Raw genomic sequence first — 13,423 nt, forward strand, 5'->3', positions numbered from 1 at the left:
GTTAAAAAGGAAAAGGAGCAGTACTAAGAGGACAGTGTAAACTAGTTTAGGGGATTGTTATGCAATCCAAAACGAAGCAACACTCAAGCTTACCTTTGAAATTAGCACTTGCAGCATTATTAATTTTTATTGGTACACTTGCGACGTCTTACCAAGTAAATGATGTCACCGTTTGGACAGGGTATGGTTTAGTTGTTGGCGCATGGCTCTTCTCTGGACGAAAATACATCAAGGGCGATAAATTTCGCATTTTCATCATTATGCTTTTAAGCTTTGTTAGCTTTCGTTATTTTGCTTGGCGAGCAACAAGCACTTTGGTGTTTACGGGACCTATTGATTTTATTTTTGTAGCTTTACTATTTTTGGCTGAACTGGAAGTGACGTTAGTTCACATTGTCGGTGTGTTTTCAAACATCTTCCCTATGAAACACCGTAAGCCACCTCATCTACCTTTAGATTTAAGCAAGTACCCAACCGTTGATGTTTTTATCCCTACTTATAATGAGCCCGAAGAAGTGGCTGAAATTACAGCTCTTGCATGTTTGGATCTTGATTATCCAAAAGAAAAAATAAGAGTATATATTCTTGATGACGGCGGTACCAAGGCTAAACGAGAAAACCCACAAAGCTCAGCAGATGCTTGGTTTAGGCATAGACGACTCAAACAGTTTGCTAAGAAACATGGTTGCTTTTATATAACGCGTGATGATAACAGCCATGCTAAGTCTGGCAACATAAACCATGCAATGGCGCAAACCAATGGTGAGCTTATTTTATGCTTAGATTGTGATCATGTGCCATCGCGAGAGTTTTTAAAGCATACGGTGGGTTGGTTTTTAAAAGACCCAAAACTCTTTTTAGTACAAACACCACACTTTTTTGTTAACCCTGATCCCCTTGAGCAAAACATGGATACTTTTGCAAAAGTACCCAGTGAAAATGAGATGTTCTTTCGTTCAACATTACCCGGCATGGATTTATGGAATGCAGCATTTTTTTGTGGTTCAGCAGCGGTTTTAAGACGTAAAGCACTTGAAGAGGTCGGTGGGATAGCGGGTGAAACCGTTACTGAAGATGCAGAAACAGCCCTAAAACTCCATGCAAAGGGGTATAACAGTATTTATTACAATAAACCCATGGTTTGCGGCATGACACCTGAGACGATAAGTGACTTTATGTTGCAACGTACACGTTGGTGCCAAGGGATGATCCAAATGGGTATTTTGTTTAATCCTTTCAAGCAAAGTGGTCTCACTTTGGCGCAAAAAGTGTGTTATTCAAGTTTCTATTTATTCTGGTTTTTTGGTTTAGCACGATTGATGTTTTTAATTGCGCCGAGCTTATTTTTAATCTTCGGTATGCAGGTTTACCATGCCAGTGTAGAACAAATAATGATGTATGCGGTGCCGCACGTAATAGGTAGTTTGATAGTGTCTAACATTATGTATGGACGCTACCGATGGCCACTTTTTTCCGAATTATATGAAAGTATTCAATCCATATTCTTAGCGCCTGTTGTATTAGGCGTGATCGCTGAGCCAAGAAAACCGGTTTTTAAAGTAACGCCTAAAGGCAATAAACATGGTGATGATGTCCTTAGCCCATTGGCTAAACCATTTTATTTTATTTGCTTTATCTTGTTACTTTCCTTGCCATTTAGTGTCTACAAATGGGTTGAATATCCGTTAATGCGCGATACCACGCTGGTGTGTTTTATTTGGCTATCTGTCAATATTGTGTTGGTTTTTGCATCGTTTGGTGTGTTTTGGGAGCGTCATCAAGTACGTAACCACCATCGCGCAATGGTGAACCTTGTTACAGGTGTTTCAGTAGATAATAAATCAAAACCGATTCCAGGTGCTATCCACGATATTTCTATTTCAGGCACCGCAATTACCCTAAAAACAGACATTTTATTTCTGCAAGGTCAGAAAATTAAACTACATTTTAAAGATAAAGTAGGCCGTCGTTATCATCTTGATGCTGAAGTTAAACGCGTGCAAGAACGAGCTGGTGAAGTTGTTATCGGATGTCAGTTTGCAAATGTCTCTGAAAACATTGCTGAGCTTGTGCACTTAGTTTATGAAGACAGTAACAAGTGGCAGGAATTTTGGTTCAGACCATTAAAACAGCCGAGCATTGCGCGGATATTATCACTTTTCATCTCTTGCGGTAGAACAGGCACAGTTGAATCTCTGAAAGCTTTTAAGCGATTTGTGCTTTTTAGAATAACTGAGAAAAATAAGGAGCGTTCGGCATGAAATTAATGAAATTTCTGCTGTTATGTTGTTTTGTATTTTCTGTTTGTCTTGATGCGAAAACCCTCAAGATCCCGTTGTCAGAAGTTTATCCTGTTGAAAGCTTAGATCTGCGATGCATCGATGCTAAGTACGAAATGAAGTTGCCGATACCGGCAAGGTGGCAAGTGAACAGTGCAAAATTGTTTTTTAGCTATGTTAATTCCGCATCATTGTTAAAAAAGAATTCACAGCTGGTTGTTAGATTAAATGGTACACCCCTTGCGCAAATGAAGTTAGATCCAAATGCACCCGAAGGGCACGCCGAAATCGATTTACCGAGTTTGTTATTACAGCCGGGCTATAACGATTTAGTGTTTGAAGTTAACCAACACTATGCCACGCAATGTGAGCTGCCATGTGTGCCTGAACTTTGGACAAGATTGAAACTTGATCAAGCTTATATGGAGTTTGATTACACCCTTGCCCCGTTACCAAAGCAACTCTCATTGGTGGCAAATACCTTGTTTGATGAACGGAGTTTCTTAGATAATAATATCAATATTGTGACCGAAGATTATCGCGATGAAAATCTGAGTGTTGCAGGCTCAATCGCTTCAGGGATCGGCGTACGTTTTAACTTCCAACCGACAAATTTTCACGCCCGCAAATCATTAATAGAAAAAATGGATAATATTGTGATTGGTAGTGAGCAATTTATCCGTGATTTCTTATCTCAATATAATTTAAATCCGATTATTGAAACGCCTACTGTCACGATTCTATCGATGATTAAGTCAGAGTTTGATGAACAAGGAAATCAAGAATACATTGAGGATGAGCGATACGCCTTGATACTAATTGCAGGTGATAGTCAAAAAGAAATTCAATTGGCAGCAGAATCATTCGATGTGCTTTCTCTGCCTTTTCCAGATACAAACTCAATGAGGTTACATGAATTTGAATTACCTGACATTCGCATGTATGCCGGTAAAAATACATTAGCGACTGGTGCTGATTATGAGTTCAATAAATTAGATTTTGCGACACACACTTTCAGAGGGTTTTCAGGTTCGCAAAAAACCATAAACTTTCGTTTACCGTCTGATTTTATGATTAAACCAAATCAATACGTAGATTTAAATTTAAACTATGCTTACGGCGCTGGCTCTCGCACAGACTCCTCATTAAATGTGTTACTAAATAAACAATATGTTGCATCAATTCATTTAGATGATCCTCGTGGTGGTTTGATTAGTAATTATCAAATTTCGATGCCTACATATCTTTTCAAAGAAGGTAATAATTCGATTTCTTTTCAGCCGACTATGACCCCATTAGTCACTGAGAACTGTAGCTTTATTCAAACTGAAAATTTATTTTTGACGCTCTTTGATAACTCGTCAATGCGTTTCCCAGAGATGCCACATAAAATTGAAATGCCTAGGCTCGATCTTATGTTTGTAAATGGTTTTCCTTTTACGCGCTGGCCTGATGGCTTTGAGGCGAGGATTGCGTTAACAGAGTTAAATGAAAACACTGTTGCTGCGGCTTATAATATGATGGCTGTGCTTGGTCAAAAAAATGGTTACCCTTTGATCAGTATGGAGGTTACTAATAAGCTAGATGAAAACTATGATGGCGAGCAAATCGTTATAAGTACAATGCGTGCATTACCTAAGCCCTTTGCAGAAAATGCGCCACTCAAAATAGGCGAGAAGTTACGCGTACCTTACCCAATTTATCAAGAATTAGAAGGTGAAACGAATGTCGCGATTTCGACCCAACAAAGCGATATTAGTTTTGATAAAGGGATGATTATGCAGTATCAATCGCCAGGTGTACTAGGGCGCAGTGTTGTATTATTTACTGCAAAAACAACAGAAGCTTTAAGACGATTGACAAGATTTACGACCCAAGGAGCACTGCAAAGTCAGGTGAAAGGTGACCTAGTAATGGTCGACATGTTTGATGAGAAACGCACAAGAGCATTAGAACAGGCCAAATTCTCGGCAGTTTCCGTAACGGTTGGGGATAAGTATATTACTGGTAAAGCGGGAAAAGTGAATGCCGTTGAATCAGTATTCGTGTCAAATCCAAATCTCTACTGGATAGCCATTTTGGTATCGATTTTATTATTTTCTTTATTGTACTACCTATTATTGAAGCGTCGTAGAGCAATGCGTCAAGAAAACGAGAGCTAACAAATCATGAAATGGTTTAGTGTGCTTTTCAGCCTAAGCCTGCTCTTTTTTCATACTGCAGTGATAGCTAAATATACCTTGGTGTTGAGCCAATCTCAGCACCTAAATGAAAGTAGAGAGCGAGCACTTATCGCCAGTGGCATTGTCCCGTTTAGCTGCGAGTTAGTGAATCAATTGGGCACTTATGTTGTGCGATGTGGTAAGCATTCAAAACGTCGTTTTTTCGAGCCATATGTTCAGCAATTGGAGAAGCTTGATATCTACTCAAAAATTGAAGGTTATCAGTCAGTACCAATTCTTTTTAGTTTCGAACCGATTACCTTAGGAGAAGAAACGCAGTTGTTTCTGCAAAAGCTTGCACAGCAAACACTCAATGTAAAAAGCAGTAAATCTGCGCATAAACCAGTGCAATCATTAGACGTGAACTGGGATAAAGAGCAATTTAAGCAAGGGCTGTATTTTATTGATAGGGGCTGGGCGGCATATCGAAAGAAAGAATATAAACTTGCCACAAATCTATTTGCATTGGCAAAACAAATACCGAAACTAGCAAATGCCGCAGATCATGGTCAAGCACTGACATTGCTTGCTATCGGTAAAAAAAATGAAGCGCTCGAAATTTTATGGCCACTATACCAGGCTGGCTTTAATCGAGAGCAAGTACTCCCGAGCATTTTGTCATTAGCAAATGAGTTAGGTCGTACAGATTTGATTGCAGAACTTGTACCTCAATTATCTATTGAAGAGCAGGAACGCTGGCAGTTAATTACACTTGAAGCAAAGCTTAAACAGCGGGTAAAACAAAATAAAGTAACTTTTCAAACCTTAATGAATGACTATGACCCGTTGTTTGAACAATGTTATGGGTTTAATACCTTGCTAAATGCAGTCAAACAGCTTACGAAAATAGTTAAAAAGTTAACCTTAACAGAGCAACTCGCTAAATATTGTGATGAAGGTGAACAACACCTTGCATTAGCGTATTTGAAAAGCAATCTTTTGAAGCAAAAAGCTGATTATTTAGAAACACATCAGAGATTTGAAAAACACAAAAAGCTTCTTCAAGATACCTCCGTTAAACAACATATTAGCCGTATTCAGTTTGACACTTTAATGCACATCGCAAGTATAGAGTCGACACCGCCAGAAAAAAAACTCGAAATTTACCAATTTATGGCAAAACGATGGTCAGGAAATACTGCACTGAAGTTCGCCACTGCATGGCACTATTACAATGCATCATATTTTAATGATGCACTTTCTTTGTTTGACGAAATTTATGAGCGAAGTCCTAATCCTGAAGCGGCAAAAGGCATAGTGCTATCGACATTGGCTCTGGGTGATAATCAAAAAGCACAGCTTTTGGCAAAAAAAATGGGTGATAAAACACTGTATTTGTCAGCCCTAAAAAAAGAACTTTCTACTCACCCCATACCTTCATTAGCGGCATTTGAAATTGCAGATGAAATACTAACGTTAGACTCACAATATGAAGCAGCTTATTCAGCGAGAGCTTGGTATTTTTTTGAGCAAAATAGAATTAGTGAAGCATTGGTTGTTTTTAAAACATGGTTTGAGCTTAACCCTGAAACGGAAGATGCATTACTTGGGCAAGTACTTTGTTTACAACGTTTAAAAGATGAAGCTCAGCTATTGGCATTAATTGATAAATATCCCAAGTATCAGAACAAGATTTATGAAGGATTAGCGCAACATTATTTTGACCAAAGCGAGTTTGTAAAAGCCAATGAATATTTTAGAAAGTTAGCACAAGTCAAATCGTTAAGTACCGAGCAGCAAGCCCTTTATGCATGGTCACTGAGCAAGGTAAAGCATTACGATGAAAGTAATATGATTTTCAAAAGCTTGCTTAGTAAAAACCATGATGAGAATGCATTAAGTGGTTTATTAGTTAATTATCAAGCTGAAGGGAAAACAAGTGAAATTGCTAAATTAAAACAACGTTATGCTTCAGAGCCCAAATATAAGGCTATTTTTGCCCAATTTGGACTCGGTGAAAAGCAATGGCTAAGTTTTGCAGACACCGTTGCTATTGACGATGAAAACGCCGCAAATAGTTTGTTAAACCTTAATAAGCCGGCTATTTGGTATCGTGCTGAAAGTATCAATAAAAAAGGCGACAATGGGAGTAGTAAATTAGAATTACTATCTCAGCAATTGGGTGGCTCGATAAGCTTTAATAAACACCAACTAAATGTGGCAATGCAACACTTTCAACTAGATAGTGGCAGTATTTCTTCGTTGAGTAACTTAGGCAGTAATTATATCGACAAGACGATCAACCTTGTTTCAAGCAGCGATTCAGAAAACTTTTGGCTTGCACAATATCACTACCAAGGTGAGCAAAAATGGACGTTCACGCTGGCTGAAGCACCATCAATAAATGAAATCGATAAAAGCTATCATTGGTTAGTGCAATGGCAGTATTCAGATTACAAAGTTAAGCTTTTTGATAAACCAATATTTGAATCAAAACTTGCGCTGGTAGGTGAAATTGATCCTTATACTGAGCAAGCGTTTGGTAAGGTGCACGATAAAGGACTTGAAGTAACCTTATCGAAAAAGTTAACCACTGCGTGGAATGCCAATTTTCTTGCTAGTTACAGTGAGCTTGAAGGCACGAATGTTATTGATAATTCGCGTATCAATGTGAACATCAGTGCGGCAACAAATACCCAATTTAAACGAAATGAGTTGGTGTACGGTGGTTTTGGTAATTGGCAACAATATCAACATAATAGTAATGCATTTTATTTTGGTCATGGCGGCTATTTTAGCCCTCAATCGTTATCGGTTGTCGGAGCGTTTGGTCGCTACCATCAATACAATCAAATTGATTGGTGGTTTATTGATGCATCACTTTCTTACTTTGATTACTCAACCGATGATATTGCTCAATACCCACTCAGTAATCGCCCAGAATTTATTTTGGGTGAATCAAATAATGGCATGGGTGCGAATTTCTCACTAGAAAAACACTGGTTATTGAGTCAACATGTTGAACTGGGTTTAGGGGCACAATATCAAATAAGTCCAGGCTTTGATTTTTACCGCTTTGGCATAAATTTGCGTTATTTATTTGGCAAACGCCAAAATCTATGGCCACGTCAACATGCTTTAAGCCAAGAGTCTCTTTTTCAATCATATAGTCCTTGGTTAGAATTGAAATAATAGGTTTTGTCTAATAAAAATGAATACATGAATGAAGTGATAATATGCGCCAAACATGAGTTATCTTTGGATGGTAGGGATCTAACTCAATAGATCCCCAAATGATGTTTATTGTCTAAGGCTTTTGATTAAATATTTATACTAACAATATATTCATTAACCTCATCCATAAGCATAAGATTTAAAAGCGGTAATTAAAACGCAATTGTCCATTGCGCTCCTCCCCAGGCATACCGCCTAGGAACATCGCTTTTTCGTAATATACTTTGTCGAATAAATTATTTAACTTAAGTTGTACACCCCAGTTTTCATCATGATAAGCAATACCCGCATCAAACACGGTATAGCTTGGGACATAACCATCAGGAATACCAAACGCGGTAGAGTTTGTACTGCGCTCATCAACATAGATGCCGCCAATACTGAATTCAATCGGGCTTTCGCTTGTAAAAGCATAACTCGAGTGGGTTAACCAAGCTCCCGCTTTTACATATGGTACTCCTTTTTGACGGGTATCATAGGAAGTACGCGTTGGGTCTTTTTTATCACGTGCATCTTGGTAAACCGCATTGATATTTAGTTTCCACTGCTGATTAAAATACGCATTTAAGTCAAGTTCTACACCGTTTGTTTCTTCTTTACCATCAAAGAAGTAACGTGGCACATCGGCTGCTGAAACACCTTCGTCAAAGTCTGGGTTGTTGTAGCGTAAATTAGTGCGGCTAGATTCAAATATTACTAGCGATGCAACCAGTTGATCATCGAGTGCTTTGTAACGCACACCAATATCGTTACTGATTGACTCCGAATCTTCACGGTCACTCTCGTTACCATAAATAGTGCCAAGCATACTATACGCGGTTCTGCCTTTGGCGTGATTTACAAATATCGATAAGTCGTCATTTATAAGGTAAGTAGCCCCTAAGTTATAGGTTATCCCGTCATCTGACGTATCTTGCTCTGGTGTTGGTTCCGCAGCGCTTGCGCGGTAACGCGGGTCGACACCAAAGTGTGCATAGCGCTGTGTGATTTCATTAAACGCTACGCCAATACGCGTAGTTAAACCAAAGTCAAAATACCCTACATGTTGAATACCTAACCCCCAAGCACTGACTTCTTTGTTGTAGTTGGCGGTTTTAAGCGGATCATAATCCTCGAAGCTGCCCGCACCCCAATTAGGTGTACGAATATCAAAAATATATGGCAATTGACCACGATAAATTGTGTTGCCATCTTTGTCTTTAATTACTTTATCAGCGTCATAGATAGAATACTGTTGAAAACGAATGTCACGGTCTTCATAATTCGCATTCACTAATAATTCGTTGTCGATATCACCAATTGAGAAGTCGTAACGTAAGTCAGCAAAATATTGTAAAGATTGTTCATTTGCTGCTACCTTGCGGTACTCTTGGCGTCTTGCGGCAAATGGGAAAAGCTCACCATCAACGACCAATGGTGCGCGCGGATCGGCATTAATAGTGCCGCGACGGTTCCAATACACATAATTATAAGCACCTGTTTGACGGGCAAAACCTGAATCGTAGTCACGATATTGTAATTGCTGATTAAAATAGAGGTTATCGCTAAGGTTAATATTGTGTGTTAGCTTTACACGGAACTCTTCACCTTCATTGTCTTTGGCCATAGGTGAAATGATGCCGTTATGACCGAAGGTATAAGGCGTTAAGCCATCATTGGCAGCAAGTGACTCAGCCAATTGTTGTCTTTGCGCATCGCTTAATTGAATACCAACGCCATTCGGGTCGTTTACTAAATCAGTCCAGCTTACTTCGCCACCACTTTTACCGTCCACCGATTCTGCATTATAAATGCGAATAGGGTGGCCGATTGAGTCAACCGCAATACCATCTTTAATATACGCAGTAGAGAGCATCACATCGTGGCTATCACTCAATACGTATTTGAAGCTAAGGTAGGCCTCGTCGCGGTCGTTATTTAAATCGCGATAACCATCGCTGCGTGCTGATTTAACTAATGCACGGTATGCAAGTTCGTCGGTGATTGCCGCCGTTGAATCAAGCTCAAGTGCGTAGGTGTTCCACTGGCCTAAATCAGCCGTCATGGTGTGAGATGCTTCAAACTCTGGTTTTTTCTCAATGAGATTAATTACACCGCCTGCGCTGCCCATGCCGTATAAACCTGTTGCGGGGCCTTTAAGTACTTCAATTGACTCAACATTGGTCATTGAACGGGTCGGGTTAAAGGTGTTACCAAGGCCTGCGCCACCATACATGCCGTCGTAAGTATAGTTAGCACCTAAGCCTCGGATTACTAGATTGTCGCCAATGCCGTAGTTGTTACCAGCTTGGGTTACACCACTGATGTTTCTGATAGCATCTTGTAAGTTGTCAATTAACTGAGAATTAAGTAATTCACTGTCTACCACAACAACAGCTGCTGGGGTTTCCATAAGCGACATATTCGATTTAGTGGCAAGGCCAGAGTTTAATACCACGTTATTTTGACGACCATAAACGCTGACCACTTCAATATCGTTGTTGTTTTTAGCGATTGTTTGGCTCGTGGCAAAGGTCTTGGTGGATGGTAAAAGTGCTGCACATGACAGTGCAATGAGCGAGAGATTAAACGATTTCATTGTTTGGTTAATTGTATTTGTAATCAATATGCGAATGATAACTGTAATCATTTAATAAATTCAATCGAGCAATGTGTTATTTAACATTAATAAAAGTAACGGTTAACGTTATTAACATGCTATTGCTGTTTATACGGCTTTTATATGAGAGATTTAAAGTAAAAGTTGGCTTTAACTAATCACACTTGGTGAAATATTTTTCTATTAGGTTTAACTTTCAATTTTGAAAGATGTTATTTAAAACTTAAAGCTGCAATCAGTTGCGGCTTTTTTGTAATACCTTAAAGTGAATTGCTTTACTTCCAATAGCGCGAATGCTCACCTGAAAAATAGAGCGAAAATTGGGATAGATGCTGATACAAAAAGTCTTTGGTTGCGGTGACTTTTGCCGCTGTTTTTAAATCAGAATGATACAGCAACCATAAACTCCAAATTGATGGCTTTACTGGTATATCTAGTCGGTAAAGATTTGAATTTTGTTGCGAATCGACTAAACCACAAGGTAATTTTGCAATACCCAAGCCATTTTTAGTCGCGGTAACAAGCGGGCCGAGTTGATCAAATCGCGCGATTACATTGCTACTTGGCAAGTATTTGTTATGCCAATCGGCTTCGAATTCTAGTTCCCACAATAACACGCGGTGCTGTGCGCGTGAGGTACTTAAATAATCATCACTTGCATAGACACCCCAATTTGATGCAAACAGTTTTCTGCCGATTAAATCGTCTTGGCTTGGTGATGGGGTAAATCTAAGTGCAATATCAGCCTCTCTGGCGTGCAAGTCTTTGTGCATTGAGCCAATTAGCAGGTTGGTTTGAATATTAGGATAAAGCGCATTGAACTCGTTAAGTGCGGGTACAACAAAGTCGTTTGCAAGTTCCGGGGTTAAAGCGATGTTTACCTCACCACTTAGCAGCTGATCTTGGCCAAATAGTTTGCGTTCAATATTGCGCTGTTGTTCTTTTAACAGCGCGATATCAGGCAACACCGCTTTGCCGGTTTCGGTGAGCTGGTACCCCTTAGGCACGCGCTCAAATAGCCGCACTTTAAAACGTTTTTCAAATGCTTGAATACGCCTTGCGACCGTTGTGTGGTTTACCTTAAGTTGCTTAGCGGCGCCAGATAAGGTACCGGATTGATAAAGTGCAACTATGTATTGATAATCATCATCCATGTTCATATGTGCATTATTGCACACTAAAAATGCGAAAATCACTAATTTTTTATTACTAAAGTGGCGTAAAGTGAGTGCGGTAATTAATTTAACTTTAGACAGGATGCTAATTATGTATACGCTTTATCATTTTCAAATTTCATGCTCTTCTGCGGTAAAAATGGCTTTAGAGATCATTGGAGTAGAACATAAAACTGTGGTCGTTAACCTATTTGAAGGAGCACAACACAAGACAGACTTTTTAGCCCTTAATCCGTTAGGAAAGTTACCTGTATTAGTTGAAAACGAAAAGGTTTTTACTCAAGGAGAAGCGATTTTAATTTATTTATCGCAAAAGCATAAAAATGCACACTTGATGCCAGATTTGGCAACCTATCAAGGTATGGATGCACTGAAGTGGTTAAACTTTATCGCCAGTAGTTTGCATGGGCATTTCACAAAAATATTTCACCCTGAAAAAATCTCGCATGATCATGACGTGGTAAAACAAAATGCAGAAGAGGAAATCGTTAAACTGTTAAATTTAGTTGAGGATAGATTAACGAACAGCCAATATTTAGCGGGCAATATGCCGTCAATGGCAGATTTATATTTCGCGGTGGTATTGGGGTGGGGGCAAGTACTGAGTTTTGATTTATATGAGCGATATCCGAACTTTGTAAGTTATAAAAAACAGCTGCAAACTAAATTTCCTTTATCCCCTACGTTACAAAGTATTTAACATTAGCGTGCTAGCAGTTGGCTGCTAGCACGCTAATTAATCAACTGCAGCGAGAAGCGTGAGCGCTATATAACATAACAGGCGAGCCATTATTATCGAGTGCTAAAGCTAACCATTGCCCTGTTTGTAAGTCGTTAAGCGTGTCACGTTGATTAATTAACCTTGCAATAATGGACTGTTTTACTTGGATCAAGGTTTCGCCATCGCAAGTTTCTAAATACCAATCAGTGTCTTTATTCAGTAGTTTAACGGCCACCATATTCTGATTTTCGATAGCCTGCGTTTGGTTTGCAAAATACATCGCTAATTGTCTTAATTGCTGTTGAGTGTTTACGTCAAGGGCATCTTTTTGTTTAGCAAGCGTCCATACTAGTGAATTTTCATTATTGTTAATTTCAGCCACTTGCTTGTATTGACTGAAATCGACCTGGGTTAATGAATGCATAGGTTGTTGAGATTGGTGCTTAAATAACACGACTGCAAATAAACTCACAGCAATAATACTCAATGCAAACTGTCCACGTAAAAACCAACTTTTAGGTTGTTGGTTAGATTTAGCATGCTGTATCGACTTAACAAAGTTGTGCTTGTCATGTTGTGAGGTACGCAATTGCGCTTTTCTTTTTTGATACAGTGCTGTTAACTTTTGATCATCGTTACTCATCGGACAATCCTTCTAATAAGGTGCGCAATTGCTTTTTGGCGTATCTTAAACGCGATTTTATTGTTTCAAACTCTTCATTAGTAATCTGGGCAATTTCGCTCACTGAAAACCCTTCTTGCTGTAATATAAATGCTTCACGCAAATAAAAGTTAAGTGAAAGTAGCGCAGCATTAAAATGAGACTGTATATCGCTGTATTCATGTGTTGGATTGTCAGTTGCTTCAAGATGCGTTTCATTTAATTCAGTTAAACGATTGTGCTTTCTAAATTCATCAATCAAAAGCCTTCTTGCGATGGTAAATAGCCAGGCTTTAAATTTATTGTGTGATTGATAGTAATGCCGCTTTTCCATTACTTTGAGCCACGTTTTTTGGGTGATGTCTGCTGCTAAATGTGCATTTGATTGGCTAATTAAAAAGTGCAGCAAATCGTCATAGTGTTGCTCCACTAATTCCTTTAAAAAGCGGGCCTTTCCGGTTTCTTGGTACTGCAACATCAGTTCTTCAGATGTTCGCGTTGGCGTCAGCCAAGTAGTGAGTGTTAACAGCATATTCTAACCACTCCTTTTCCATTTCATCGACAAACTGAATCAGTGCTACTTAGTATCATC

At 39.1% G+C, this 13,423-nt stretch carries 8 protein-coding genes; 4 read left to right on the plus strand and 4 right to left on the minus strand.

Annotated features, from left to right (window positions below):
- Positions 1-59: 59 nt before the first annotated feature.
- The 3 genes from bcsA to OM33_RS16935 are packed head-to-tail and all read left to right on the plus strand — an operon-like array spanning position 60 to position 7,633.
- Complete coding sequence (bcsA, locus tag OM33_RS16925) at positions 60-2,261, plus strand: UDP-forming cellulose synthase catalytic subunit (protein WP_052141115.1); 2,202 nt, start codon at positions 60-62, stop codon at positions 2,259-2,261.
- The gene (locus tag OM33_RS16930) at positions 2,258-4,441 is read left to right on the plus strand and encodes a cellulose biosynthesis cyclic di-GMP-binding regulatory protein BcsB (RefSeq protein WP_040135315.1); all 2,184 of its coding nucleotides are present in this window, start codon (positions 2,258-2,260) and stop codon (positions 4,439-4,441) included. Before bcsA ends, OM33_RS16930 begins: the two co-directional genes overlap by 4 nt.
- Before the next feature lie 6 nt (positions 4,442-4,447).
- Positions 4,448-7,633 carry a cellulose synthase subunit BcsC-related outer membrane protein gene (locus OM33_RS16935; RefSeq protein ID WP_040135317.1) on the plus strand — a complete coding sequence of 1,062 codons (3,186 nt, stop codon included), beginning with the start codon at positions 4,448-4,450 and terminating at the stop codon, positions 7,631-7,633.
- A 181-nt stretch (positions 7,634-7,814) separates the two neighbouring features.
- On the opposite strand, the gene OM33_RS16940 is transcribed toward OM33_RS16935, so the two are convergent.
- Complete coding sequence (locus OM33_RS16940) at positions 7,815-10,253, minus strand: TonB-dependent receptor (RefSeq protein ID WP_040135319.1); 2,439 nt, start codon at positions 10,251-10,253, stop codon at positions 7,815-7,817.
- Between the two features lie 296 nt (positions 10,254-10,549).
- Entirely contained in the window at positions 10,550-11,470 is a 921-nt protein-coding gene (locus tag OM33_RS16945) for a LysR family transcriptional regulator (protein WP_199922616.1), read from the minus strand.
- A 70-nt stretch (positions 11,471-11,540) separates the two neighbouring features.
- Here OM33_RS16945 and OM33_RS16950 point away from each other — a divergent pair, with 70 nt between their 5' ends.
- A complete protein-coding gene (locus OM33_RS16950) occupies positions 11,541-12,149 on the plus strand; it encodes a glutathione S-transferase family protein (RefSeq protein WP_199922617.1) in 609 nt (202 codons plus the stop codon).
- Between the two features lie 40 nt (positions 12,150-12,189).
- On the opposite strand, the gene OM33_RS16955 is transcribed toward OM33_RS16950, so the two are convergent.
- Positions 12,190-12,813: a hypothetical protein gene (locus tag OM33_RS16955; protein ID WP_040135324.1), complete on the minus strand. Its 624-nt coding sequence runs from the start codon at positions 12,811-12,813 to the stop codon at positions 12,190-12,192.
- The gene (locus tag OM33_RS16960) at positions 12,806-13,363 is read right to left on the minus strand and encodes a sigma-70 family RNA polymerase sigma factor (RefSeq protein ID WP_234402775.1); all 558 of its coding nucleotides are present in this window, start codon (positions 13,361-13,363) and stop codon (positions 12,806-12,808) included. Before OM33_RS16960 ends, OM33_RS16955 begins: the two co-directional genes overlap by 8 nt.
- Positions 13,364-13,423 lie beyond the last annotated feature (60 nt).

The organism is Pseudoalteromonas piratica, from assembly GCF_000788395.1.
Taxonomy (GTDB): domain Bacteria; phylum Pseudomonadota; class Gammaproteobacteria; order Enterobacterales; family Alteromonadaceae; genus Pseudoalteromonas; species Pseudoalteromonas piratica.

Excerpts from the sequence above, each read along its gene's own strand:
- bcsA (WP_052141115.1), top strand. The coding sequence starts at position 60 with ATGCAATCCAAAACGAAGCAACACTCAAGCTTACCTTTGAAATTAGCA.
- OM33_RS16930 (WP_040135315.1), top strand. The coding sequence starts at position 2,258 with ATGAAATTAATGAAATTTCTGCTGTTATGTTGTTTTGTATTTTCTGTT.
- OM33_RS16935 (WP_040135317.1), top strand. The coding sequence starts at position 4,448 with ATGAAATGGTTTAGTGTGCTTTTCAGCCTAAGCCTGCTCTTTTTTCAT.
- OM33_RS16940 (WP_040135319.1), bottom strand. The coding sequence starts at position 10,253 with ATGAAATCGTTTAATCTCTCGCTCATTGCACTGTCATGTGCAGCACTT.
- OM33_RS16950 (WP_199922617.1), top strand. The coding sequence starts at position 11,541 with ATGTATACGCTTTATCATTTTCAAATTTCATGCTCTTCTGCGGTAAAA.
- OM33_RS16955 (WP_040135324.1), bottom strand. The coding sequence starts at position 12,813 with ATGAGTAACGATGATCAAAAGTTAACAGCACTGTATCAAAAAAGAAAA.
- OM33_RS16960 (WP_234402775.1), bottom strand. The coding sequence starts at position 13,363 with ATGCTGTTAACACTCACTACTTGGCTGACGCCAACGCGAACATCTGAA.